This is a genomic window from Burkholderia sp. AU31652, from assembly GCF_002223155.1.
Lineage (GTDB): Bacteria > Pseudomonadota > Gammaproteobacteria > Burkholderiales > Burkholderiaceae > Burkholderia.
This window is the reverse complement of record NZ_NKFG01000003.1, coordinates 2,001,734-2,026,051: the sequence shown is the minus strand read 5'-3', so window position 1 is coordinate 2,026,051 and position 24,318 is coordinate 2,001,734. Positions and strand designations below refer to the sequence as shown.

Sequence of the window (24,318 nt, the reverse complement as noted above, 5' to 3'; positions counted from 1 at the left end):
ATGAACCATCCGAAACACATCGATCCCCGTCTCGATCCGACGCGCACGATCCGCGCGCCGCGCGGCAGCGAGAAAGTCTGCAAGACCTGGCTGGCCGAAGCGGCCTACCGGATGATCCAGAACAACCTCGACCCGGAAGTCGCCGAGCACCCGCATGCGCTCGTCGTGTACGGCGGCATCGGCCGTGCGGCACGCAACTGGGAATGCTACGACCAGATCCTCGCGTCGCTGAAGGATCTCGAAGAGAACGAGACGCTGCTGATCCAGTCGGGCAAGCCGGTCGGTGTGTTCCGCACGCACAAGGATGCGCCGCGCGTGCTGCTCGCGAACTCGAACCTCGTGCCGCACTGGGCGAACTGGGATCACTTCCACGAGCTCGATCGCAAGGGCCTGATGATGTACGGCCAGATGACGGCCGGCAGCTGGATCTACATCGGGAGCCAGGGCATCGTTCAGGGTACCTATGAAACGTTCTTCTCGGTCGCGAACCAGCACTTCAACGGCGATCCGTCGGGCCGCTGGATCCTGACGGGCGGCCTCGGCGGCATGGGCGGCGCGCAGCCGCTGGCCGCGACGATGGCCGGCTTCTCGATGATCGCGGTCGAATGCGACGAGACCCGCATCGATTTCCGCCTGAAGACGCGCTACGTCGACAAGAAGGCGACGACGCTCGACGAGGCGCTCGGCATGATCGAGGAAGCGAAGCGCACCGGCAAGCCGGTGTCGATCGGCCTGCTCGGCAACGCGGCCGACGTGTTCGCCGAACTCGTCACGCGCGGCATCACGCCGGACTGCGTGACCGACCAGACGAGCGCGCACGACCCGATCAACGGCTACCTGCCGCAAGGCTGGACCGTCGCGCAATGGCGCGAAGCGCAGAAGGTCGATCCGCAGAGCATCGTGAAGGTCGCGAAGCAGTCGATGGCCGTCCAGGTGCGCGCGATGCTCGCGCTGCAGGAACGCGGTGCGGCGACGCTCGACTACGGCAACAACATCCGCCAGATGGCGCTGGAAATGGGTGTCGAGAACGCATTCGACTTCCCGGGCTTCGTGCCGGCCTACATCCGCCCGCTGTTCTGCGAAGGCAAGGGCCCGTTCCGCTGGGTCGCGCTGTCGGGCGATCCGGAAGACATCTACAAGACCGACCAGAAGGTGAAGGAGCTGATCCCCGACGATCCGCACCTGCACAACTGGCTCGACATGGCGCGTGAGCGCATTGCGTTCCAGGGCCTGCCGGCACGGATCTGCTGGGTCGGCGTGAAGGATCGCTATCGCCTCGGCCAGGCGTTCAACGAGATGGTCAAGAACGGCGAGCTGAAGGCCCCGATCGTGATCGGCCGCGACCACCTCGACACCGGCTCGGTCGCGAGCCCGAACCGCGAGACGGAATCGATGAAGGACGGTTCGGACGCCGTGAGCGACTGGCCGCTGCTGAACGCACTGCTGAACACCGCAGGCGGCGCATCGTGGGTGTCGCTGCACCATGGTGGCGGCGTGGGCATGGGCTTCTCGCAGCACTCGGGCGTCGTGATCGTCGCCGACGGTACCGCCGAAGCGCACGAGCGTCTCGGCCGCGTGCTGCTGAACGACCCGGCGACGGGCGTGATGCGCCATGCGGATGCCGGCTACGAACTCGCGCAGCAGACGGCCCGCGAAGCCGGCCTGAAGCTGCCGATGCTCGGCCGCTGAGCATGACGGCGCTCCACCCGGCGCCGGCGATTGCGACGATGATCCGCGCGGCGGATCTCGTCGCGTCGCCATGGAAGAACGGTGGCGGCGTGACGCGCGAAATCGGCGCGTTCCCGCCGGGCGCCGCGCTCGACGCGTTCGCGTGGCGCGTGAGCGTCGCCGACGTCGGCACGGCCGGGCCGTTCTCGCGTTTCAACGGGATCGACCGCACGCTGGTGCTGCTGTCCGGCGCGGGCATGACGCTCGCCGAGGCAGGCGGCGCCCGCCACGTGCTCGACGCGCCGCTGGCCCGCGCGGATTTTGTGGGGGAAGCGGCGATCGACGCGACGCTGCACGACGGCGCGACGCGCGACTTCAACCTGATGACGCGCCGTTCGGCCGCGCGCGGCGCGCTCGACGTATGGCGCGCAGGCGCGCACCGCATCGAGCATGCCGATACCGTGCTGCTGTATTGCGCGGCCGGCGAAGCCGCGGTCGAAATCGACGGCACACGCTACACCCTGGAAGAAATGGACACGCTGCGGCTCGACGGGCCGCGGCGTGCGTTTGACGTCGTCGTGAGCGGGAGCGGCGCGTTGCTCGCCGTGTCGCTCGCCATCGGCGAACGAGACTGAACGCATGAAACCGACTGTCTGGCATCACCTGAGGCTGTGTCCGCACGGCCATCCTGACGAGACGATCGACGACGCGGCGATCGCCGTCGACGAAACCGGCACGATCGTCTGGCTCGGCGCGATGTCCGCGCTGCCGCACGGTTACGCCCACTGGCAGCGCGAGGATCTGCACGGCGCGTGGGTGACGCCGGGCCTCGTCGACTGCCATACGCACCTCGTGTACGGCGGCACGCGTGCCGACGAATTCGCGCAGCGCCTCGCGGGCGTGAGCTACGAGGAAATCGCGCGGCAGGGCGGCGGGATCGTGTCGACGGTGCGCGCGACGCGCGCGGCCGACGAGACGACGCTGTTCGTGCAGGCTGCAGCACGCCTGCAGCCGCTGCTCGCCGAAGGCGTGACCGCGATCGAGATCAAGTCGGGCTACGGGCTCGACCTCGCGAGCGAACGCAAGATGCTGCGCGTTGCACGCCAGCTCGGCGAACGCTTTCCGGTCACCGTCTACACGACCTTCCTCGGCGCGCACGCGCTACCGCCCGAATATGCGGGCCGTGCGGATGCGTACATCGACGAAGTGTGCGACCGGATGCTGCCGGCGCTGGCCGACGAAGGGCTCGTCGACGCGGTCGACGTGTTCTGCGAACGCATCGGCTTTTCGCTCGCGCAGACCGAGCGCGTGTTCGAGGCCGCGACGCGGCGCGGGCTGCCCGTGAAGCTGCATGCGGAGCAACTGTCGAACGCGGGCGGCACGGCGCTGGCCGCGCGTTATCGCGCGCTGTCCGCCGATCACCTCGAATTTCTCGACGAAGCCGGCATCGAGGCGATGAAGGCAGCCGGCACGGTTGCCGTGCTGCTGCCCGGCGCGTACTACTTCATCCGCGAGACACAACTGCCGCCGATCGAGCTGCTGCGCAAGCACGGCGTGCCGATCGCGCTCGCGACCGATCACAACCCCGGCACGTCGCCGCTCGAATCGCTGCTGCTGACGTTGAACATGGGCTGCACGCTGTTCCGCATGACAGTGCCCGAAGTGCTGCAGGGCGTCACGCGCCATGCGGCCGCGGCGCTCGGCCGCGCGGATCGCCACGGCGCGCTCGAGGTCGGTCGCCAGGCCGACTTCGCCGCGTGGTCGGTCGGCTCGCTGGCGGAGCTCGCCTACTGGATCGGCCGGCCGCTGTGCGAGCAGGTCGTACGCGGCGGCACGACCGTGTTTCGCCGGATGAATGGATAGCCTCATGACCGACACGACGTTGTTCGCAGACCATGCGTACCTGCCCGATGGCTGGCGCCGTAACGTCCTGCTGCGCTGGGACGCGGCCGGCACGCTGACCGGCGTGACGCCCGACACCGACGCACCCGCGGGCGTCGCTCGCGCGGCGGGGCCCGTGCTGCCCGGCATGCCGAACCTGCACTCGCACGCGTTCCAGCGCGCGATGGCGGGGCTCACCGAATACCGCGCGAATCCGTCCGACAGCTTCTGGAGCTGGCGCGACCTGATGTACCGCTTCGCACTGAAGATCACGCCCGACGCGCTCGCCGCGATCGCGCGCTGGCTGTATGTCGAGATGCTCAAGTGCGGCTACACGTCGGTGTGCGAATTCCACTACGTGCATCACACGCAGGACGGCTCGCGCTATCCGCAGATCGCCGAGCTCGGCACGCGCGTGATCGACGCCGCGCGCGCGGCCGGCATCGGCATCACGATGCTGCCGGTGTCGTACCAGTTCGCCGGTTTCGGCGACAAGCCGCCGCGTGACGACCAGCGCCGCTTCATCAATACGCCCGACGGCCTGCTCGAACTGCTCGACGCGATGCGCCGCGTGGCGCCGGAGCACGGCGGGCTGCGCTACGGCGTTGCACCGCACTCGCTGCGGGCGGTATCCGAGAACGGCTTGCGCGTGCTGCTCGCAGGGCTGCCCGACGATGCCCCCGTGCATATCCATATCGCCGAGCAGACGGCCGAAGTCGACGACTGCGTGCGTGCGTACGGCGCGCGCCCCGTGCAATGGCTGCTCGATCGCTTCGACGTCGATGCACGCTGGTGTCTGGTGCACGCGACGCACGTCGACGCGGCCGAAACGGCGGCGCTCGCGAAGCGTCGCGCGGTCGCCGGCCTGTGCCTGACGACCGAAGCGAACCTCGGCGACGGCGTGTTCCCCGCTGTCGACTATCTCGCGCAGGGCGGCGTGATCGGCGTCGGCTCGGACAGCCACGCGTCGGTCGACTGGCGCTCGGAGTTGCGCCTGCTCGAATACGGCCAACGGCTCGTGCACCGTGCACGCAACGTGCTGGCGAGCGAGTCGCAGGCGCATGTCGCCGATCGCCTGTTCGACGCGTCGCTCGCCGGTGGCGCCCAGGCCAGCGGGCGGCGTGTCGGTGCGCTGCGTGAAGGGTGCCGCGCCGACTGGCTCGTACTCGATCCCGATCATCCGGCGATCGCCGAACACGACAGCACGTCGTGGTTGTCGGGTATCGTGTTCGCGGAGCACGGCGACACGCCGGTGCTCGACGTCTACACGGGCGGCGAGCGCGTCGTGAGCGGCCGCCGTCATCGCGACGAAGCCGTCGCGTATGCCGACTACCGCGCCGCGCTGGCGCAACTGCTGCGCTGACGCGCGCAACCGGCGCACGCCGCAAGCGTGCGCCGGCAGACCTCCAACGGTGATGCGACATGACTGAACAACCGGCTGTATTCACGCTGAAGCAGGGCACGCTGCCGCTGCTGATCTCGATTCCGCACGCAGGCACGTACATTCCCGATGACATCGCCGCGACGATGACGGCCGACGCGCGCTTCGTCGACGATTGCGACTGGCATCTCGAACGGCTGTACGGATTCGCGGCCGACCTCGGCGCATCGATCCTCGTACCGTCGCATGCGCGTTACGTCGTCGACCTGAACCGTCCGCCCGACAACGAGAACCTGTATCCGGGGCAGGACACGACGGGGCTCGTGCCGGTCGATACGTTCGACAAGGCGCCGCTGTATCCGGCGAACGCGCAGCCCGGCAACGACGAGATCATGCGTCGCCGCGATCGCTACTGGCTGCCGTATCACGAGGCGCTGCAAGGCGAGGTGGCGCGACTGAAGCGCGAGCACGGCCGCGTGCTCGTGTGGGAAGCGCATTCGATCCGCTCGCACGTGCCGCGCTTCTTCGACGGCCGCCTGCCGGACTTCAACTTCGGCACGTCGAGCGGCGCCAGTGCCGCGCCTGGCCTGGCAGAGGCGCTGGCCGCGCGCGTGCTCGAACAGGGCGGCTATACGGCGGTCGCGAACGGGCGCTTCAAGGGCGGCTACATCACGCGTCACTATGGCGTGCCCGATACCGGCGTCGAGGCCGTGCAGCTCGAGCTCTCGCAGATCACGTACATGGAAGAGACGCGTCCTTACGCGTATGACGAGACGCGTGCGGCGCGGATTGTGCCGCTATTGCAGACGCTCGTCGAAACCGCGCTCGCGCATCGTTGAGCGCGGGCCGCACGGATGCGGCAGCGCGGCGGAACAGGCGCGTCACGGCCCGCTGGCACGCGGCATGCCGCACCGATGCAGTGCACAACACGGCATCGATCCACGGGATCGATGCCGTTTTTTTTCGTATGGCTTTCGTCTGTTCGATGTCGTCATCTGCACCTGAAAATTTGACGCAATTTTTAGGTGATATAAGCTGAATGTCAGGAAGTCGTCACGCGCGCACCTGCGGCGGGGCCATCGATCGTGGCCGCAACCCGCCGGAATGCGCTGCGAGACACCTTGCCGACGTGTCGCCGCGCGGCATTGCCGCATGCGCTTGATCGCGACACGTGTCCTGCCTTCATCAGTCAGTCGAGTACGATCGTGAAAGCCGCCAGCCCTTCGATACGCCGGACGCGAAGTCCGTCGGCGGGCGCGCCGCCTCAGGCCGGGCCGTCCCGGCATGCTGATCGCGGCACGCGTGCCGCCTTTTTGCGCGAGCCTCGTTTCTTCGCCATTTCCCATCGCGGCCTGCGCCGCTTCAATCTCGTGACCGCGCATGTGTTCAGCGCGGTGCAGTGCGACGGCAGCGCATCGTTGTTGCCCTAGCGTCGTTTTCCACTTCCGTTCCGGGTCGCACCGCCTGTTGCCGCATCGTCCGCGCGGCAGGATCGCGCATGGACATGCGCCGCGTCGTGGCGCGCGCGTGCGGCGCCGGCGCGAACCTTCAACGTCCCGCGTGCAGACGCATCGCGCGCGATTACCGGAGAGCCGCCCATGCGTGCGCGCCCGATCGTAGCCGTCACCGCCGACCGCATCCTGCGCGGTGCGCATCCGAACCACACGGCGGGGGAGAAGTACCTGGCCGCGCTCGTCGACGGCGCCGGCGCGCTTGCATTCGTGCTGCCCGCGCTCGGCGCGCGCCAGCCGGCCGATGCGATCGTCGCGGCAGTCGACGGGGTGCTGTTCACCGGCAGTTATTCGAACGTCGAGCCGCATCACTACGGCGGCGCCGCGAGCGCGGCCGACACGCTGCATGATCCCGCGCGCGACGCGACCGCGCTGCCGCTGATCCGCGCGGCGATCGACGCGGGCGTGCCCGTGCTGGCGATCTGTCGCGGCATGCAGGAGCTGAACGTCGCGTACGGCGGCACGCTGCACCAGCGGCTGCACGCGACGACCGGCTTCGACGATCACCGCGAGCGGCCGGCCGATCCGCTCGAACGGCAGTACGGCCCCGCGCACGTCGTGCAGTTCGCGCCGGGCGGCCTGCTGCAGCGGGTCGCGCGCGGCGCGCACGAAGCGACGGTCAATTCGCTGCACGACCAGGGCATCGCGCAACTCGGCGCGGGGCTCGTCGTCGAAGCCAGTGCGCCCGACGGGCTGGTCGAGGCCGTCAGCGTGCGCGGCGCGCGCGCGTTCGCGCTCGGCGTGCAGTGGCATCCAGAATGGCGCTACGCGGAGCAGCCGCTGTCGCGCGATATCTTCGCGGCATTCGGCGCGGCGTGTCGCGCGCGCATGACGCATCGCATTCATGCGGCCGGCGGCGCGATGCCGTCGCCGGCCGCATCCGACGTCGACTGATAGAGGCCGATCATGCAACCCGAACTGAGCGAATTCCTGCGACAGCACCGCATCACCGAGGTCGAGGCGATCATTCCCGACATGGCCGGCATTGCGCGCGGCAAGATCATTCCGCGCAACAAGTTCGAATCCGGCGAATCGATGCGCCTGCCGCAGGCCGTGATGGTGCAGACCGTCACCGGCGACTATCCGGAAGACGGCACGCTGACCGGCGTGACCGATCCCGACATGGTGTGCGTGCCCGATCCGTCGACGATCTGCCTGATTCCGTGGGCCGTCGATCCGACCGCGCAGGTGATCCACGACTGCGTGCACTTCGACGGCTCGCCGGTCGAGATCTCGCCGCGCTATGTGTTGCGACGCGTGCTCGACCTGTACAAGGCGAAGGGCTGGCAGCCGGTCGTTGCACCCGAGCTCGAGTTCTATCTCGTCGACATGAACGCGGATCCCGACTTGCCGCTGCGTCCGCCCGTCGGCCGCACCGGGCGTGCGGAGACCGGCCGGCAGTCGTATTCGATCGAGGCCGTGAACGAGTTCGATTCGCTGTTCGAGGACATCTACGAATACTGCGAGATGCAGGGGCTCGATATCGAGACGCTGATCCACGAGGTCGGCGCCGCGCAAATGGAGATCAACTTCGTGCATGGCGATGCGCTGTCGCTCGCCGACCAGGTGTTCCTGTTCAAGCGCACCGTGCGCGAGGCGGCGCTGCGCCACAACATGTACGCGACCTTCATGGCGAAGCCGATGCAGGACGAGCCGGGCTCGGCGATGCACATCCACCAGAGCCTGGCCGACGCGCGCACGGGACGCAACCTGTTCTCCAACGAGGACGGTACGGTGTCGCCGATGTTCCACAGCTATCTCGCGGGGCTGCAGAAGTACACGCCCGCACTGATGCCGATCTTCGCGCCGTACATCAACTCGTATCGCCGCCTGTCGCGCTTCATGGCCGCGCCGATCAACGTGCAGTGGGGCTACGACAACCGCACGGTCGGTTTCCGCATTCCGCAGTCGGGCGCGTCGGCGCGCCGCATCGAGAACCGGATTCCGGGCGTCGACTGCAATCCGTACCTCGCGTTCGCCGCGACGCTCGCAGCCGGCTATCTCGGCTTGACCCAGCAGCTCGCACCGACCGAGCCGATCGCGTCGGACGGCTACAACCTGCCGTACCAGCTGCCGCGCAATCTCGAGGAGGGCATCTCGCTGATGGCGGCCTGCACGCCGCTGGCCGGCATTCTCGGCGACAAGTTCGTGAAAGCGTACCTGGCGCTGAAGGACACCGAATACGAAGCGTTCTTCCGCGTGATCAGCTCGTGGGAGCGCAGGCATTTGCTGCTGCACGTCTGAGCGTGCGGCGCGGTTATCCGGAGGAAACATGACCGATAGAAATGACGCTGTATCGCTGCAATCGACCGCGGATTATCGTGCGCTCGACGCCGCGCACCACATCCACCCGTTCTCCGACATGGGCGCGCTGAACCGTGCAGGCAGCCGCGTGATCGTGAAGGCCGACGGCGTCTACCTGTGGGACTCGGACGGCAACAAGGTGATCGACGGGATGGCCGGCCTCTGGTGCGTGAACGTCGGCTACGGCCGCAAGGAACTCGCCGACGCCGCGTATCGCCAGATCCAGGAACTGCCGTTCTACAACACGTTCTTCAAGACCACGCACCCGCCGGTGATCGAACTCTCCGCGATGCTCGCGGAAGTCACGCCGGCCGGCTTCAACCACTTCTTCTATTGCAACAGCGGCTCGGAAGGCAACGACACCGTGCTGCGCCTCGTGCACCAGTACTGGCGCGTGCAGGGCCAGCCGCAGAAGAAATACGTGATCTCGCGCAAGAACGGCTATCACGGCTCGACGATCGCCGGCGGCACGCTCGGCGGGATGGGCTACATGCACGAGCAGATGCCGTCGAAGGTCGAGAACATCGTGCATATCGACCAGCCGTATTTCTTCGGTGAAGCGGCGGCCGGCGAAACGCCGGAAGCGTTCGGCCTGGCACGCGCGCAGCAGCTCGAAGCGAAGATCCTCGAACTCGGCGCGGAGAACGTCGCCGCGTTCATCGGCGAGCCGTTCCAGGGCGCGGGCGGCGTGATCTTCCCGCCGTCGACGTACTGGCCGGAAATCCAGCGGATCTGCCGCAAGTACGACATCCTGCTGGTGGCCGACGAAGTGATCGGCGGCTTCGGCCGCACCGGCGAATGGTTCGCACACCAACACTTCGGTTTCGAGCCCGATCTCATCACGATGGCCAAGGGCCTCACGTCGGGCTACGTGCCGATGGGGGCGGTCGGCATTCACGAGCGAGTCGCGCGGCCGATCATCGACAACGGCGAATTCAACCACGGCCTCACGTACTCGGGGCACCCGGTGGCGGCGGCCGTCGCGGTCGCGAACCTGAAGCTGCTGCGCGATGAAGGGATCGTCGAGCGCGTGAAGAACGACATCGGGCCGTATTTCCAGCGCCGGCTGCGCGATGCGCTGGGCGACCATCCGATCGTCGGGGAGATTGCGGGAGCGGGGCTGGTCGCGGGTGTTCAGCTTGCGCGCGACCGGGAGCGGCGCGAGCGGTTCGGTGCGAACGTCGATATCGGCACGATCTGCCGCGACTTCTGCTTCAACGGCAACCTGATCATGCGCGCGACCGGTGACCGCATGCTGCTGTCGCCGCCGCTCGTGATTCGCGAGGCGGAGGTCGACGAGATCGTCGACAAGGCGAAGCGCGCGTTCGATGCGACGGCGGAGCGGGTGGGGCGCGCGGAGTAAGTAAGCCGGCGCAGCATCGCGTGCTGCGCCGAGGAGCAAGCGCGGCACCAAAACGAAAAGGCCCTGCGTCGTGAGACGCAGGGCCTTGAATTCTTTGGTGGGCGGTACTGGGATCGAACCAGTGACCCCTGCCGTGTGAAGGCAGTGCTCTACCGCTGAGCTAACCGCCCAAAGAAGCTGAAATTATGTCAGGGCTTTGAGGGTCTGTAAAGCACTTTCTGCAAATATTTTTCAGATCCCCGCACATACCTGCCAGCCGGCCGTTCGCTCAGCCTGCGAGTGCGGGCAGTGCGTCGATCGACGCGCGCACGTAATCCGCGAAGCGCAGCGCAACCGGCTCGGTGGTGCCGCTACGCTTCAGCGCGAGCGTGCGCGATTCGAGCGACGCATCCTTCAGCGGCCGGAACGCGAGCCGCTCGCTCTTTACCTGCTGCAGCACGCGCGGCACGAGCGCGATGCCCATCCCGAACTCGATCATCGACAGGATCGTCTGCCACAGCCGTGCCTCGTGGCGGATCAGCGGGCTGAAGCCGGCATTCACGCACTGCGCGATGATCAGGTCGTGGTAGTGCGGCGCCGCTTCGCGCGGGAACAGGATGAACGGTTCCGCGGCCAGTGCGGCGAGCGCGACCTGCTTGCGCTTTGCGAGCGGATGCGCGGCCGGCAGGCAGCACACGAACGGTTCCGCATAGACGGGCGTCGATTCGACCTCGGGCGGGAAGTGGCCCCAGTGCGCGTAGCCGAGATCGATCTGGCCGCGCTGGATCGCCTGCACCTGCGCCTGCGTGTTCATTTCGCTCAGCACGACTTCGACACCGGGATAGTCGGCCTCGAAGCGTCGCACGGCATCGGGCAGCCCGCGATACAGCATCGAATGAACGAAGCCGATCCGCAGCCGGCCCGCGAGCCCCGACGCGGAGCGCACCGTCAGGCGTTCGGCCTCGGCCGCCTGCAGCAGCAGCCGGCGCGCTTCGCCGAGCAGCACCTCGCCCGCGTTGGTCAGCGCGACGGTCTTGTTGGTGCGCGAGAACAACTGCACGCCGAGCGCATCCTCGAACTTGCGGATGTCGAAACTCAGCGCCGGCTGCGAGATGAACAGGCGTTTCGCCGCGCGCCCGAAATGCAGCTCCTCGGCGACCGCCACGAAGTAGCGCAACTGCCTCAGTTCCATCGTGTCTCCTCGCGGCGTCGGCATCGATAAGCGATATCTATCGTACCGGATAAATCCTGTATTGGACGCTTATCGATCGCGCGCCTACGCTCTGCGGAAGGCTTTGCACGGGACTGGCCGGGCGCCGCGGCGCCCCTCCAGCCGACGGGCAGGCAACCCAGGAGACGCACGCATGAACGACACCGCTCGCACGCCGGACGCCGGCGCATCCAATATCCCCGACAGCCGGGGCATCAATTTCTTCACCATCGATCCCGATCTCGGCGCGTTGCTGAAGCTGCATCTCGGCGATGCCCGCTACGCCGAGCTCGAGCCGCAACTGCGCGCGCTCGGCGCACGCGTGTCGGGCGAACTCGACGAATGGGCGTCGCGTGCAGACAAGCACCCGCCCGTGCTCGAGCATCGCAACCGGCGTGGCGAGGCCGTGCAGCGGATCGACAAGGATCCCGCGTATGTCGCGCTCGAACGCGTCGCGTATGCCGAGCTCGGGCTCGCTTCGCTGAGCCACGGATCCGACTCGGTGCCGCCGCTCGTCAAGTACGCGCTGACGTTCCTGTTCGTGCAGGCGGAATTCGGGCTGTGCTGCCCGGTCAGCATGACCGATTCGCTGACACGCACGCTGCGCCGTTTCGGCGATCCGGCGCTCGTCGGGCGTTACCTGCCGATGCTTGCGTCACGCGACTTCGACACGCTGTACCAGGGCGCGATGTTCATGACCGAGCAGGCGGCGGGTTCCGACGTCGGCCGGATCGCGACGAAGGCGACGCGCGAGACCGGCGCGCACGGCGAGGCCCTCTGGCGCCTGACCGGCGACAAGTGGTTCTGCTCGAACGCGGATGCCGATCTCGCGATGGTGCTCGCGCGGCCCGACGGCGCGCCGGACGGCATCAAGGGCCTCGCGCTGTTCCTGCTGCCGAAGATGCTGCCGGACGGCACGCGCAACCGCTACCGGATCGTGCGCCTGAAGGACAAGCTCGGCAGCCGTTCGATGGCGAGCGGCGAGATCGCGCTGGAAGGTGCACAGGCGTACCTGATCGGCGAGATCGGCCGCGGCTTTCACCAGATGGCCGACATGATCAACATGTCGAGGCTGTCGAACGGCGTGCGCGCGGCGGGGCTGATGCGGCGCGCGCTGAACGAGGCGCTGCACGTCGCCGCGCATCGCGAGGCCTTCGGCCGCAAGCTGATCGAGATGCCGCTGATGCAGCGCCAGTTGCTGAAGATGCTGCTGCCGGCCGAGGCCGCGCGCGCGATGTTCATGCAGATCGCGCTGCTGCTGCCGCAGGCCGATGCGGGCGACGAGCAGGCCGCGCGCTGCGTGCGGATCCTGACGCCGCTGATCAAGTTCCGCGCGTGCCGCGATGCGCGGCGCGTGACGGGCGATGCGATGGAAGTGCGCGGCGGCACCGGCTACATCGAGGAGTGGAGCGACGCGCGCATCGTGCGCGATGCGCATCTCGGCTCGATCTGGGAGGGCACGAGCAACATCGTCGCGCTCGACGTCGCGCGGGCCGCGCAGCGCGAGCACGCGCTCGATGCGCTGCGCGCGTTCCTCGGCGACCGCCTCGGCGCGGCGCCGCTGCCCGATGCGAGCCGCGCGGCGCTGCGGCGCATCCTCGCGCGTGCCTGCGACGCGCTCGCGCGGGTCGCTGACGAAGGTGACGACGCGCGCGTGCGGCAGGCCGCGTCCGCGCTGTACTACGCGAGTGCGGCCGTGCTGATGGCGTGCGAGGGCGTGCGGCTCGCGCCGGATTTCCGGCGGCTCGCGCTCGCGCATCTGGTCGTGCGCCACAAGCTGCTGCCGGTCGATCCGCTCGCACCGGCGTCACGCGACGACGAATCGCCCGCATACGCAGCGCTGCTGCGCGGCACGCCGATCGCGCTCGATACCGCGCTCGACCTGCTGCCGGAGGTCGAACGATGAGCACGACGCGTGGCGCGCTGGACGGCCTGAAGGTCGTCGACCTGAGCCGCGTGCTTGGCGGCCCGTACTGCACGCAGGCGCTCGCCGACCACGGCGCGACGGTGGTCAAGATCGAGCCGCCGGACGGCGACGAGACGCGCGGCTGGGGGCCGCCGTTCCTCGGCGATACTGCGTGGTATTTCATGGGCGTGAACCGCAACAAGGAAGGGCTCGCGCTCGACCTGTCGCGCGACGAGGGGCGCGCGATCCTGTGGCGGCTGCTTGAAGAGGCCGACGTGCTCGTCGAGAACTTCAAGCCCGGCACGCTCGCGCGCTGGGGAATGGACTACGTGCGCGACCTGCAGCCGCGCTTCCCGCGCCTGATCCACTGCGCGGTGACGGGCTTCGGTGAAGGCGGCCCGCTCGGCGGGCTGCCCGGCTACGACGCGGTGATCCAGGCGATGGCGGGGCTGATGAGCGTCAACGGCGAGCGCGACGGCGACGCAACGCGCATCGGCCTGCCGATCGTCGACATGGTCACGGGCCTCAACGCGCTGGCCGGCATCCTGCTGGCGCTCGCCGAGCGCGAGAAGAGCGGGCAAGGGCAGTCGATCGACATCGCGCTGTACGACTGCGGCGTGTCGCTGCTGCATCCGCACCTGCCGAACTTCTTCGGCTCGGGGCGCGTGCCGGCGCGCAGCGGCAACGCGCACCCGAACATCGCGCCGTACGACAGCTACCGTACGGCGACCGTGCCGATCTTCCTCGCGGTCGGCAACGACCGGCAGTTCGCACGGCTCGTCGCGCATCTCGGCGTGCCGGCGCTCGCGGGCGATCCGCGCTTCGTCGACAACCGCAGCCGCTGTGCGCACCGGCCTGAACTGAAGGCCGAACTGGAAGCACGGCTCGCCGCGCACGCCTGCGAGCCGCTCGCACGCGACCTGATGGCGGCCGGCGTGCCGTGCGGGCCGGTGCGCACGGTCGCCGACGTCGCGCACGATCCGCATGCGCTGCACCGGAACCTGTTCGTCGAGATCGGTGCGTATCGCGGCACGGCGTCGCCGGTGAAGCTGTCGCGCACGCCGGCCACCTATCGTTCGCCGCCGCCCGCGCTGGGCGGCGATACGCGCGCGGTGCTCGAGCGCCTCGGCGTCGATCCCGCGCTCCAGCAGCAACTGCTCGACGCCGGCGTGCTGAAGATCGCACCCGACCAGACGTGACCGACCGACGCGCGCGCCGGTGAGCATGGCCGGCCGACGAAACGGAACGTCAAGCAACGCAACGTCAAGCAACGCCGCCGGCCGGCGGCGCAATGCCGGCCACCCGGGAAAGGCGCGCGACAGTCGCGCCCCCGACACACCAACATGGAGACATCGATGAGCCGCCAGCAATCCCCGACTGCCGCGCCGCAACTGCGGCCCGGCCGCGCCGCCTTCGCGGCGTTCGTCGGCACCACGATCGAGTGGTACGACTTCTACATCTACGGCACGGCGGCAGCGCTCGTGTTCGGCAAGGTGTTCTTTTCGAGCACGATGGATCCCGGCGTCGCGACGCTGCTGGCGTTCGTCACGTTCTGGGCCGGCTTCGCCGCGCGGCCGCTCGGCGGCATCGTGTTCGGGCATCTCGGCGACCGCGTCGGCCGCAAGACCGCGCTCGTGATCACGCTGGTGATGATGGGGCTGGCGACGACCGGCATCGGCCTGTTGCCCGGCTATGCGCAGATCGGCGTCTGGGCGCCGGCCGGCCTCGTCGTGCTGCGCGTGCTGCAGGGCATCGCGGTCGGCGGCGAGTGGGGCGGCGCGGTGCTGATCGCGAGCGAGAACGCGCCGAAGCATCGCAGCATCCTGTATGCGGCGTTCGCGCAGCAGGGCTCGCCCACCGGCAACCTGCTGGCCACGGCCGCATTCTTCGCGCTGAGCGCGCTGCCCACCCCGTCGTTCCTGATGTGGGGCTGGCGCATTCCGTTCCTGCTGTCGGCCGTGCTCGTGATCATCGGCATGGTGATCCGGCTGAAGCTCGAGGAGTCGGCCGACATGCAGCGCGTGCTCGCGCGCAAGCGCACCGTGAAGCTGCCGCTGCGCGACGTCGTGCGCGATCACTGGGTCGTCGTGCTGCTCGCGGCCGGCACGCTGCCGGTGATCAACGTCACGTACTTCCGCAGCACGTTCGCGCTGTCGTGGGCGACCAAGGAGCTCGGCTACGCGCAGGGCACGTTCCTCGGCATCCTGTCGATCTCGCTCGTCGTGCAGTTCCTGATGCAGCCGGTCGGCGCGTGGTTCGTGTCGAAGGTCGACATGCGCCGCGCGATGTGCTGGATCCTGATTCCGGAAATCGTGCTGATGCCCGTGATGTTCCATGCGCTCGCAACGCGCTCGTACTGGGTGGCCGTCGCGGGCATGTGCATCTCGACGATTCCGTCGGCGATGTTCTATGGCGCGGTCGGCGGCGTGCTCGCGCGCGTGTTTCCGGCCAACATCCGCTACACGGGCCTGTCGCTCGCGTACCAGTTGAGCGCGCTCGTCGTCGGCGGCGGCACGCCGGTGCTCGCGCAGGCGATCCTCAATTCGACCGGCAGCATCGTCGGCGTCGCGGTCGCATCGGGGCTTTACGCGCTCGTGTCGCTCGTGTGCATGCTGGCGCTGCTGAATCGCACCGGGTATCGCGCGGACGAGCTGTCGACGGCCGAACGCAGCGACGCGGCCGAATGGGGTGCGGAAGGCGCCGCCGCCGACACCCCGGCCGGTGCGGTCCCGCCGCCGGACGATCGCGGCACGCTGAAGCCGGTGGGTTGAATCGGGCGGTGTGACCCGGCGGCCCGGCGGTATCGCATGCCCCGGCCGTGTCGCATCGCAGCGGTTCGGATGCGCCAAAAGCAAACGGCACCGTGCGATGACACGATGCCGTTTGTCGTTTCCCGCGAAGTGACCGGCGCGGCCGGCCGTCGCGAATGATGCCGGTCAGCCTTCCGTCGGCGGCACGTAGCCGGACGCCTGGTCGGCGCCGTCGCCGAAGAAGTACTTCTCGGTCTGCTTCATCAGGTACTGGCGCGCACGCGGGTCGGCCATGTTCAGGCGGTTTTCATTGATCAGCATCGTCTGCTGCTTCAGCCAGCCTTGCCACGCTTCCTTCGAGACGCTCTCGTAAATGCGCTTGCCGAGTTCGCCCGGCAGCGGCGGGAAATCGAGGCCTTCGGCTTCCTTGCCGAGCTTCGCGCATTGGATCATTCGAGCCATCGTGTACTTCTCCTGTAATCGGACTGGGGGAGGGCAGTCGTGCCTGCGCTCAGAGCTGTTTCATCAGCACGAGCGACTTGCGCTGCCAGTTATAGAGTTTGCGGCGGTCTTCCGGCAGGTCGTCGACGCTGACCTTGACGAAGCCGCGCTTGAGGAACCAGTGCTCGGTGCGCGTCGTGAGCACGAAGATATGCGTGAGGCCGCGCGCGCGGGCACGCTGCTCGATGCGCTTGAGCAGGCGTTCGCCGTCGCCCGAGCCCTGCGCTTCCGGCGCGACCGTCAGGCACGCCATCTCGCCGATCTTCTCCTGCTGGTACGGATACAGCGCCGCGCAGCCGAACAGCACGCCATCGTGCTCGATCACCGAGAAGTGGTCGATGTCGCGTTCGATCTGGTGGCGGCCGCGCCGCACCAGCGTGCCGTCCGACTCGAGCGGCTCGATCAGCGACAGGATGCCGCCGACGTCGTCCGGCGTCGCTTCGCGCAGGCTCTCGAGGTTCTCATACGAGATCATCGTGCCGACGCCGTCGTGCAGGAACAGTTCGAGCAGCATGCTGCCGTCGAGCGATTGCGGGATCAGGTGCGCCCGGGTCACGCCGCCGCGGCACGCGCGGATCGAATGCTTCAAGAAAAATGCGTCGTCGCCCTGGACGTTGCCGGAATCGAGCAGCTCGGCCGCCGCGTCGAGCGACATTTCACGCACCAGCTCGCCTTCGTCGTCGACGATGCCGGGCGCTTCGGTCAGGAAGATGATCTTGTCGGCGCGCAGCGCGATCGCGGCGGCCGACGCGACATCTTCCATCGACAGGTTGAACGCTTCGCCGGTCGGCGAGAAGCCGAGCGGCGACAGCAGCACGAGCTTGCGGCTCGCGAGCGAATGACGGATCGACTCGGCGTCGATCTTGCGCACGATGCCCGTATGCGCGAAATCGACCCCGTCGAGAATCCCCACCGGCCGTGCGGTCACGAAGTTGCCCGACACGACGCTGATGTGCGCGTGCGCCATCGGCGAGTTCGGCAGACCCTGGCTGATCGCGGCCTCGATGTCGAGACGCACTTCACCGGCCGCTTCCTTCGCGGATTCGAGCGCGCGCGCATCGGTGATGCGCAGCCCGTGCGAAAACTCGGATTCGACACCGTGCAGGCTCAGCTGCTCCTCGACCTGCGGGCGCGAGCCGTGCACCAGCACGATCTGGATACCCATCGCCTGCAGCAGCGCGATGTCGGACACGAGCGCATTCAGCAGCCCCTGCTGCACCACCTCGCCGCCAAACCCCACGACGAACGTGCTGTTGCGGAACTTGTGGATATAGGGCGCGACGGAGCGCATCCAGTCGACGAACTGCGCGTGACTGGCGGTCGAGTCGTCGGCAGCCGGCGGCGTCGTGGCGCCGGTCTGGGCGGGAGGGAGGTCGGTTTGGGAATTCATGGGCGGGATTATAATGCGCCCCCATGTCGAATGTACCTAAAAGTCCCGCGCCGACGCGGGCCAAAGCGCCGTCGGCCCGGCACCCGGATGGTGCGGCCGATGCACGCCAGCAGCAGGGCCAGCCGCCGCGCCGGCCGCAGGAACAGCCGGCGGGCAAACCTGCACACGCGCCGCGCGGCGACGCATCGCGCGACGCGCGCCAGCCGGCCGCGAAGGATGCGTCCGCTGCGACGGGCGAGCGCGCGCCGCGCCGCGAGCGTCCGCCGCGCGCGGTCGTCGCACCAAACCCGGTTCCGCCGATCACGTACCCCGAAAGCCTGCCGGTGTCGGGCAAGCGCGACGAAATCGCGCGCGCGATCGCCGGTCATCAGGTTGTCATCGTCTGCGGCGAAACCGGCTCGGGCAAGACCACGCAGCTGCCGAAGATCTGTCTCGATCTCGGCCGCGGCCTCGGCGCCGGCGGCACGGGCCTGATCGGCCATACGCAGCCGCGCCGCCTCGCCGCGTCGTCCACCGGCCGCCGGATCGCCGAGGAGCTCGGCACGCCGTTCGGCGAAGTGGTCGGCTACAAGGTGCGCTTTACCGACAATCTCGCGCCGGGCGCGTCCGTGAAGCTGATGACGGACGGGATCCTGCTCGCCGAGACGCAGACCGACCCGTTGCTGAAGGCGTACGACACGCTGATCATCGACGAGGCGCACGAGCGCAGCCTGAACATCGACTTCCTGCTCGGCTACCTGAAGGAAATCCTGCCGAGGCGGCCGGACCTCAAGCTGATCGTCACGTCCGCGACGATCGACGCCGATCGCTTCGCGCGCCATTTCGGCACCGACGAGCGCCCGGCGCCCGTGATCGAGGTGAGCGGGCGGCTGTATCCGGTCGAGATGCGCTACCGGCCGGTGGCCGAGGATCGCCCGGCCGTGAAGCACGCCGAAGGCACGGGCGGCCGCGACCGCGTGAAGACCGCGCGCGAAGCCGAGCGCGACATGATGGACGCGATCGTCGACGCGGTCGACGAGCTGTGCCGCGAAGGCCCCGGCGACGTGCTGGTGTTCCTGCCCGGCGAGCGCGAGATCCGCGAAGCGGCTGAGGCGCTGCGCAAGCACCATCCGCCGCACACCGAGATCCTGCCGCTGTTCGCGCGGCTCTCGGCGGCCGACCAGGACAAGGTGTTCAAGGCGTCGAACGCGCGCCGGATCGTGCTCGCGACCAACGTGGCCGAAACCTCGCTGACGGTGCCGGGCATCCGCTACGTCGTCGATACGGGCCTTGCGCGCGTGAAGCGCTATTCGTACCGGAACAAGGTCGAGCAACTGCAGGTCGAGTCGATCTCGCAGGCGGCCGCGAACCAGCGCGCGGGCCGTTGCGGCCGCGTGGCCGACGGCGTCTGCATCCGCTTGTACGAGGAAAGCGACTACCAGGCGCGCGCGCGTTTCACCGATCCGGAAATCCTGCGCTCGTCGCTCGCGTCGGTGATCCTGCGGATGAAGTCGCTGCATCTCACCGCGATCGAATCGTTCCCGTTCCTCGAGCCGCCGCCCGGCCGCGCGATCGCGGACGGCTACCAGCTGCTCAACGAGCTCGGCGCGGTCGACGACGACAACGCGCTGACGCCGCTCGGCCGCGAACTCGCGCGGCTGCCGCTCGACCCGCGCGTCGGCCGGATGATTCTCGCCGCGCGCGACCAGCAGTCGCTGCGCGAGGTGCTGATCATCGCGAGCGCGCTGTCCGTGCAGGACCCGCGCGACCGCCCGATCGAAGCGCAGGAGCAGGCCGACCAGGCGCACCGCCGGTTTGCCGACGAGCGCTCCGAATTCCTGCAGTGGCTGAAGATCTGGGCGTGGTTCGAAGAGGCGGTCGCGCACAAGAAGTCGAACCGCCAGCTGGTCGACGCGTGCCGGCAGAACTTCCTGTCGCACCTGCGGCTGCGCGAGTGGCGCGACGTCCATTCGCAGCTGCTGACCGTCGTGCGCGAGCACGGCTGGCGGCTGAACGAAGTCGAGGCGACCTACGAACAGGTCCATCTGGCCCTGTTGACGGGCCTGCTCGGCAACCTCGGCCTGAAGGCCGACGACGATCCGCACTATCTCGGCGCGCGCGGGATCAAGTTCTACCTGTGGCCGGGCTCCGTGCTCGCGAAGAAGGCCGGCCGCTGGGTGATGGCGGCCGAGCTCGTCGAGACGAGCCGGCTGTACGCGCGCTGCCTCGCGAAGATCGAGCCCGAATGGGTCGAGAAGATCGGCGCGCACCTGCTGAAGAAATCGCTGTCGGAGCCGCACTGGGAAAAGCGCCCGGCGCAGGTCAGCGCGTACGAGCGCGCGACGCTGTACGGGCTGCCGATCTACCACCGCCGGCGCGTCGCGTTCGGCAAGCAGGATCCGGCGCGGGCGCGCGAGCTGTTCATCCGCGGCGCGCTGGTCGAGGGCGAGTTCGACACGAAGCTCGCGTTCTTCGCGCACAACCGCAAGCTGCTCGCCGACATCGAGCAGCTCGAGCACAAGTCGCGCCGGCAGGACGTGCTGGTCGACGACGAGCTGATCTACGCGTACTACGACCAGGCGATTCCGGAAGGGATTCACACGGGCGCCGCGTTCGAGCGCTGGTATCGCGACGAGGTGAAGAAGGGCGGCCAGCCCGAGGACAAGCTGCGGCTGCTGTACCTGTCGCGCGACGACCTGATGCGCCACGAGGCGGCCGGCGTGACGACCGAGCTGTTCCCGAAGCGGGCGACGATGGCCGGCGTCGAGATGGCGCTCACGTATCACTTCGAGCCCGGCACGCCGCGCGACGGCGTGACGCTCGCGGTGCCGCTGTATGCGCTGAACCAGGTCGATGCGCGCCGCTGCGAGTGGCTCGTGCCCGGGATGCTGAAGGAAAAGGTGCAGTTGCTGCTGAAGTCGCTGCCGCAGAAGCTGCGCCGGCATTGCGTGCCGCTGCCCGAGTACGCGGCCGGCTTCGTCGAGCGGATGGGCCGCGAGCGCTTCGGCGCGGGCGGGCTCGTCGAGGCGCTGATCGCCGACGTGCGCGGCGAGACGCAAATCGCGATGAAAACGGCCGACTTCAAGCTGGAAACGCTGCCCGCGCACCTGTTCATGAACTTCAAGGTGATCGACGAGCACGGCCGCCAGCTCGCGATGGGGCGCAATCTCGCGCAGCTTCGCCAGGAGCTGGGCGCGCAGGCGCAGCAGCAGTTCCAGAAGATCGCGGCGGCGTCGACGATCGCGGCGGGGGGCGATGCCGACGACGGCCAGGCCATCGGCCAGGCGCCGTCGGCGGTTGCCGCGACGGGCGCCGCCGGCCGCAACGCGAAGGCCGGCAAGGGCGCGGCGCCGCAGACGGCCGCGCCGGCGGAAGCCGGTGCGACCGCGCTGTACGAGAACCTGACGACGTGGAATTTCGGCAAGCTGCCCGAGCTGCTGGAGATCCGCCGGCGGGGCCAGACGCTGTACGGCTACCCGGCGCTCGTCGATCGCGGCACGCATTGCGACGTCGAGGTGTTCGATTCGCCGGAGGAGGCCGCGCGCATCCACCGGGCCGGCCTGCGGCGACTGTTCGCGCTGCAGCTGAAGGAGCCGATCAAGTTCCTCGAGAAGAACCTGCCGGGCCTGCGCGAGATGGCGATGCAGTACATGTCGCTCGGCACGCAGGACGAGCTGCGCGACCAGCTGATCGACACGGCGCTCGACCGCGCGTGCCTGCAGGACCCGCTGCCCGACGACGACGCGAGTTTCCACGCGCGCCGCGACGAGGGCCGGAGCCGCCTGAACCTGCTCGCGCAGGAAATCGCGCGGCTGGTCGGGCAGATCCTGGCCGAATACGCGGGGCTCGTGAAGAAGCTCGCGCAGGCGAAACCGTTCGCGCAGGCGCATGCGGACCTGCAGCAGCAGCTCGCCGCACTGGTCGGCAAGCGCTTCGTGATCGATACGCCGTACGCGCAACTGGCGCACTTCCCGCGCTACCTGAAGGGCATCGCGCTGCGGATCGACAAGCTGAAGGCCGACCCGGCGCGCGACGCGAAGCAGTCGGCCGACCTGTTGCCGCTCGCCCAGCAGTACCAGCGCGCGGTGTCGCAGCGCGGCGGCGTCGCCGATGCGCGGCTCGCGGAATTCCGCTGGCTGCTCGAGGAACTGCGGATTTCGCTGTTCGCGCAGGAACTGCGCACACCGATGCCTGTCTCTGTCAAGCGTCTGCACAAGGTCTGGGAGTCGATGCAGCGCTAGCGCAACAGCGGTTTCCCGGGCCCGCACCGGTGGCCGGCCCCGGCCGGCCGCGCGGCGCCTGCCGCGCCGGCCGACCGGGCCGCCGCGGCGTGCGTCGAAGTGGCGCAATGCCGGCTTCGGTCAACCGGCCGGGCCGGTTGAACGTTTTACAATGACGGTTGTTCCTCGACGTGAGTCTTCATGCGCACTTTCCTTTCCCTCGGCCGCACGCTCGCGCTGGCCGCCGCCGTGCTGGCGCCCGCCGCACACGCGAATAACGTCATCATCCTCAATTCGGCCGAAGCGACGCTTTCCCTGATCGACCAGCAGACCCGCGAAGTCGTCAGCACGATGCCGACCGGCAAGGAACCGCATCACCTGATGGCGACGCCCGACAATTCGTCGCTGATCGTTGCAAATTCGGTCTCGAACAGCCTGATGTTCCTCGATCCGAAGACGGGCAAGCTGCAGCGCACCGTCGAGGGAATCGACGATCCTTACCAGCTCGGCTTCTCGCCCGACCGCAAATGGTTCGCGGCGGCCGGCCTGCGGCTCGACCGCGTCGACATCTACGGCTACGACGGCCGCGACCTGAAGCTCGTGAAGCGCGTGCCGCTCGCGGTGATGCCGAGCCACCTCGCGTTCACGAAGGACAGCAAGACGCTGCTCGTGTCGCTGCAGGTTTCCGGCGAGATCGCGGCGATCGACCTGCCGACGCAGACGGTCAAGTGGAAGATGAAGGTCGGCAAGGTGCCGGCCGGCCTGTGGCTCACGCCGGACGACAAGTACCTGCTCGTCGGGATGACCGGCGCGGATTACGTCGCGGTGGTCGACTGGCGCAACCAGAAGGTCGTCAAGCAGATCTACACGGGCAAGGGTGCGCACAACTTCCGCTCGCTCGCCGACGGCACGCACGTCGCGGTCACGAACCGGGTCGCGAACACGATCAGCATCATCGACGAGAACACGCTCACCAACGTCGGCGACATCACCGGCCTGCTGCCGGGCCCGGACGACATGGAGCTGTCCGCCGACAAGAAGACGCTGTGGGTGACGTTCCGCTTCGCGAAGAAGGTCGGGATCATCGACCTGGCGTCGCGCAAGCTGGTGCAGACGATCGCCGTCGGCCGCTCGCCGCACGGCATCTATTTCTACGACCGCGCGCCGTGGCGCGCCGCGAACGGCGCGTGACGGGCGGGGGAGAACGATGCTGCACCTGATCGATGCATTCGTCTCGGACATCCAGACCTGGCTGTACGTCGACGTCGTGCAGCCGCTCCTCTTCAAGTTCAACCTGATGGACTATGACGAGGACACCTACGACGCGCTGTACTGGGTGATCGTCGGGGCGCTGCAGATGGTGCTGATGTTCGTGCTGCTGCGCCCGCTCGAGGCCCTGCTGCCCGTCGAGCGCTGGACGAACCGCCGGGCCGTGCGGGTCGACGTGATCTACACGGCGATCGCGAAGCTCGGCATCTACTCGCTGTTCTTCTTCTTCGCGCTGCAGCCGCTGTTCGACAACTTCCAGGCGTGGCTGCGCCTGCACGGCGTCGCGAACCTGAACCTCGACTACCTGTGGCCGGGCGTGACCTCGAAGCCGATCGTCACGTTCGCGATCTATCTCGTCGTGCTCGATTTCGCCGGCTACTGGTATCACCGCTGGCAGCACAAGTTCGGCATCTGGTGGGAGCTGCACGCAGTGCATCACAGCCAGCGCCAGATGTCGCTGTGGTGCGATGACCGCAACCACGTGCTCGACGACGTGATCCAGTCGTGCTTCTTCGCGGCGATCGCGCTCGTGATCGGCGTGACGCCGTCGCAGTTCGTCGTGCTGACCGCGTTCACGAACTTCATGCAGAGCATTCAGCATACGAATGCGCGGCTGCCGTTCGGCTGGCTCGGCGAGCGCCTGCTCGTGAGCCCGATCTTCCACCGGCGCCACCACGCGGTCGGCTACGGCCACGAAGGCACGAAGTACGGCTGCAACTTCGGCGTGCTGTTCCCGTGGTGGGACATGATGTTCGGCACCGCGTCGTGGAACCGCACGGTCGAGCCGACCGGGATCCGCGACCAGGTCGAGGGCGTGTCCTACGGCGAAGGCTTCTGGGCGCAGCACGGCCTCGCGTTCGTGCGGATCTTCCGGCGCCTGTTCCCCGCCAAGCGCGGCGCGGCATCGGCCTGACCCGGCCATTCCCACGTTGAGCGGCTCTCCCACGCGGCCCGCATGTGCTTTGGCGCATGCGGGCCGCGTGGTTTATCCTTTCCCCGTTTTTCT

The 24,318-nt window shown here is 68.3% G+C and carries 18 protein-coding genes and 1 tRNA gene; 15 read left to right on the top strand and 4 right to left on the bottom strand.

The window, feature by feature from the left end; translation table 11 throughout:
* The 9 genes from hutU (at position 1) to CFB40_RS11905 (ending at position 10,108) form a co-directional block, all read left to right on the top strand.
* Positions 1-1,689, top strand: coding sequence for a urocanate hydratase (gene hutU, locus CFB40_RS11945; protein ID WP_089425798.1), 1,689 nt, complete (start codon positions 1-3; stop codon positions 1,687-1,689).
* Between the two features lie 2 nt (positions 1,690-1,691).
* Positions 1,692-2,303 carry a HutD/Ves family protein gene (locus CFB40_RS11940; protein ID WP_089431277.1) on the top strand — a complete coding sequence of 204 codons (612 nt, stop codon included), beginning with the start codon at positions 1,692-1,694 and terminating at the stop codon, positions 2,301-2,303.
* Positions 2,304-2,307: 4 nt separating this feature from the next.
* The gene (hutI, locus tag CFB40_RS11935) at positions 2,308-3,531 is read left to right on the top strand and encodes an imidazolonepropionase (RefSeq protein ID WP_011352606.1); all 1,224 of its coding nucleotides are present in this window, start codon (positions 2,308-2,310) and stop codon (positions 3,529-3,531) included.
* 4 nt (positions 3,532-3,535) lie between these two features.
* Positions 3,536-4,912 carry a formimidoylglutamate deiminase gene (locus CFB40_RS11930; RefSeq protein WP_089425796.1) on the top strand — a complete coding sequence of 459 codons (1,377 nt, stop codon included), beginning with the start codon at positions 3,536-3,538 and terminating at the stop codon, positions 4,910-4,912.
* A 59-nt stretch (positions 4,913-4,971) separates the two neighbouring features.
* Complete coding sequence (hutG, locus tag CFB40_RS11925) at positions 4,972-5,769, top strand: N-formylglutamate deformylase (protein WP_089431276.1); 798 nt, start codon at positions 4,972-4,974, stop codon at positions 5,767-5,769.
* Between the two features lie 366 nt (positions 5,770-6,135).
* Positions 6,136-6,360: a hypothetical protein gene (locus CFB40_RS11920; protein WP_089425956.1), complete on the top strand. Its 225-nt coding sequence runs from the start codon at positions 6,136-6,138 to the stop codon at positions 6,358-6,360.
* Between the two features lie 168 nt (positions 6,361-6,528).
* Entirely contained in the window at positions 6,529-7,335 is an 807-nt protein-coding gene (locus CFB40_RS11915; RefSeq protein ID WP_089431275.1) for a gamma-glutamyl-gamma-aminobutyrate hydrolase family protein, read from the top strand.
* A gap of 12 nt (positions 7,336-7,347) precedes the next feature.
* Positions 7,348-8,685 carry a glutamine synthetase family protein gene (locus tag CFB40_RS11910; protein WP_089431274.1) on the top strand — a complete coding sequence of 446 codons (1,338 nt, stop codon included), beginning with the start codon at positions 7,348-7,350 and terminating at the stop codon, positions 8,683-8,685.
* A gap of 28 nt (positions 8,686-8,713) precedes the next feature.
* Entirely contained in the window at positions 8,714-10,108 is a 1,395-nt protein-coding gene (locus CFB40_RS11905) for an aspartate aminotransferase family protein (RefSeq protein ID WP_089431273.1), read from the top strand.
* 95 nt (positions 10,109-10,203) lie between these two features.
* On the opposite strand, the gene CFB40_RS11900 is transcribed toward CFB40_RS11905, so the two are convergent.
* Both CFB40_RS11900 and CFB40_RS11895 read right to left on the bottom strand, forming a co-directional pair.
* A tRNA-Val gene (locus tag CFB40_RS11900) sits at positions 10,204-10,278 on the bottom strand.
* 98 nt (positions 10,279-10,376) lie between these two features.
* A complete protein-coding gene (locus tag CFB40_RS11895) occupies positions 10,377-11,279 on the bottom strand; it encodes a LysR family transcriptional regulator (protein WP_089431272.1) in 903 nt (300 codons plus the stop codon).
* A gap of 172 nt (positions 11,280-11,451) precedes the next feature.
* Here CFB40_RS11895 and CFB40_RS11890 point away from each other — a divergent pair, with 172 nt between their 5' ends.
* From CFB40_RS11890 to CFB40_RS11880, 3 genes are all read left to right on the top strand, one after another.
* A complete protein-coding gene (locus tag CFB40_RS11890) occupies positions 11,452-13,203 on the top strand; it encodes an acyl-CoA dehydrogenase family protein (RefSeq protein WP_089431271.1) in 1,752 nt (583 codons plus the stop codon).
* Positions 13,200-14,402 carry a CaiB/BaiF CoA transferase family protein gene (locus tag CFB40_RS11885; RefSeq protein WP_089431270.1) on the top strand — a complete coding sequence of 401 codons (1,203 nt, stop codon included), beginning with the start codon at positions 13,200-13,202 and terminating at the stop codon, positions 14,400-14,402. Before CFB40_RS11890 ends, CFB40_RS11885 begins: the two co-directional genes overlap by 4 nt.
* A 156-nt stretch (positions 14,403-14,558) precedes the next feature.
* Positions 14,559-15,974 carry an MFS transporter gene (locus CFB40_RS11880; RefSeq protein WP_089431452.1) on the top strand — a complete coding sequence of 472 codons (1,416 nt, stop codon included), beginning with the start codon at positions 14,559-14,561 and terminating at the stop codon, positions 15,972-15,974.
* A 165-nt stretch (positions 15,975-16,139) separates the two neighbouring features.
* Here the strand turns inward: CFB40_RS11880 and CFB40_RS11875 are convergent, their stop codons facing one another.
* Both CFB40_RS11875 and argA read right to left on the bottom strand, forming a co-directional pair.
* On the bottom strand, positions 16,140-16,415 hold the full coding sequence (locus CFB40_RS11875; protein WP_006478357.1) for an oxidative damage protection protein: 276 nt from the start codon (positions 16,413-16,415) through the stop codon (positions 16,140-16,142).
* A gap of 49 nt (positions 16,416-16,464) precedes the next feature.
* Positions 16,465-17,844 carry an amino-acid N-acetyltransferase gene (gene argA / locus CFB40_RS11870; RefSeq protein ID WP_069248380.1) on the bottom strand — a complete coding sequence of 460 codons (1,380 nt, stop codon included), beginning with the start codon at positions 17,842-17,844 and terminating at the stop codon, positions 16,465-16,467.
* A gap of 23 nt (positions 17,845-17,867) precedes the next feature.
* Between argA and hrpA the strand changes: the two genes are divergently transcribed.
* The 3 genes from hrpA (at position 17,868) to CFB40_RS11855 (ending at position 24,225) form a co-directional block, all read left to right on the top strand.
* A complete protein-coding gene (hrpA, locus tag CFB40_RS11865) occupies positions 17,868-22,064 on the top strand; it encodes an ATP-dependent RNA helicase HrpA (protein ID WP_089431269.1) in 4,197 nt (1,398 codons plus the stop codon).
* 180 nt (positions 22,065-22,244) lie between these two features.
* On the top strand, positions 22,245-23,234 hold the full coding sequence (locus CFB40_RS11860) for a YVTN family beta-propeller repeat protein (protein ID WP_089425787.1): 990 nt from the start codon (positions 22,245-22,247) through the stop codon (positions 23,232-23,234).
* A gap of 16 nt (positions 23,235-23,250) precedes the next feature.
* A complete protein-coding gene (locus tag CFB40_RS11855; protein WP_043190403.1) occupies positions 23,251-24,225 on the top strand; it encodes a sterol desaturase family protein in 975 nt (324 codons plus the stop codon).
* Positions 24,226-24,318: the final 93 nt, after the last annotated feature.

Coding starts and splice junctions, on each gene's coding strand:
- argA (WP_069248380.1), bottom strand. CDS start 17,844: ATGAATTCCCAAACCGACCTCCCTCCCGCCCAGACCGGCGCCACGACG.
- hutU (WP_089425798.1), top strand. CDS start 1: ATGAACCATCCGAAACACATCGATCCCCGTCTCGATCCGACGCGCACG.
- CFB40_RS11890 (WP_089431271.1), top strand. CDS start 11,452: ATGAACGACACCGCTCGCACGCCGGACGCCGGCGCATCCAATATCCCC.
- hutG (WP_089431276.1), top strand. CDS start 4,972: ATGACTGAACAACCGGCTGTATTCACGCTGAAGCAGGGCACGCTGCCG.
- CFB40_RS11930 (WP_089425796.1), top strand. CDS start 3,536: ATGACCGACACGACGTTGTTCGCAGACCATGCGTACCTGCCCGATGGC.
- CFB40_RS11940 (WP_089431277.1), top strand. CDS start 1,692: ATGACGGCGCTCCACCCGGCGCCGGCGATTGCGACGATGATCCGCGCG.
- CFB40_RS11885 (WP_089431270.1), top strand. CDS start 13,200: ATGAGCACGACGCGTGGCGCGCTGGACGGCCTGAAGGTCGTCGACCTG.
- CFB40_RS11855 (WP_043190403.1), top strand. CDS start 23,251: ATGCTGCACCTGATCGATGCATTCGTCTCGGACATCCAGACCTGGCTG.
- hutI (WP_011352606.1), top strand. CDS start 2,308: ATGAAACCGACTGTCTGGCATCACCTGAGGCTGTGTCCGCACGGCCAT.
- CFB40_RS11880 (WP_089431452.1), top strand. CDS start 14,559: ATGAGCCGCCAGCAATCCCCGACTGCCGCGCCGCAACTGCGGCCCGGC.
- CFB40_RS11905 (WP_089431273.1), top strand. CDS start 8,714: ATGACCGATAGAAATGACGCTGTATCGCTGCAATCGACCGCGGATTAT.
- CFB40_RS11910 (WP_089431274.1), top strand. CDS start 7,348: ATGCAACCCGAACTGAGCGAATTCCTGCGACAGCACCGCATCACCGAG.
- CFB40_RS11895 (WP_089431272.1), bottom strand. CDS start 11,279: ATGGAACTGAGGCAGTTGCGCTACTTCGTGGCGGTCGCCGAGGAGCTG.
- CFB40_RS11915 (WP_089431275.1), top strand. CDS start 6,529: ATGCGTGCGCGCCCGATCGTAGCCGTCACCGCCGACCGCATCCTGCGC.
- CFB40_RS11860 (WP_089425787.1), top strand. CDS start 22,245: ATGCGCACTTTCCTTTCCCTCGGCCGCACGCTCGCGCTGGCCGCCGCC.
- hrpA (WP_089431269.1), top strand. CDS start 17,868: ATGTCGAATGTACCTAAAAGTCCCGCGCCGACGCGGGCCAAAGCGCCG.
- CFB40_RS11875 (WP_006478357.1), bottom strand. CDS start 16,415: ATGGCTCGAATGATCCAATGCGCGAAGCTCGGCAAGGAAGCCGAAGGC.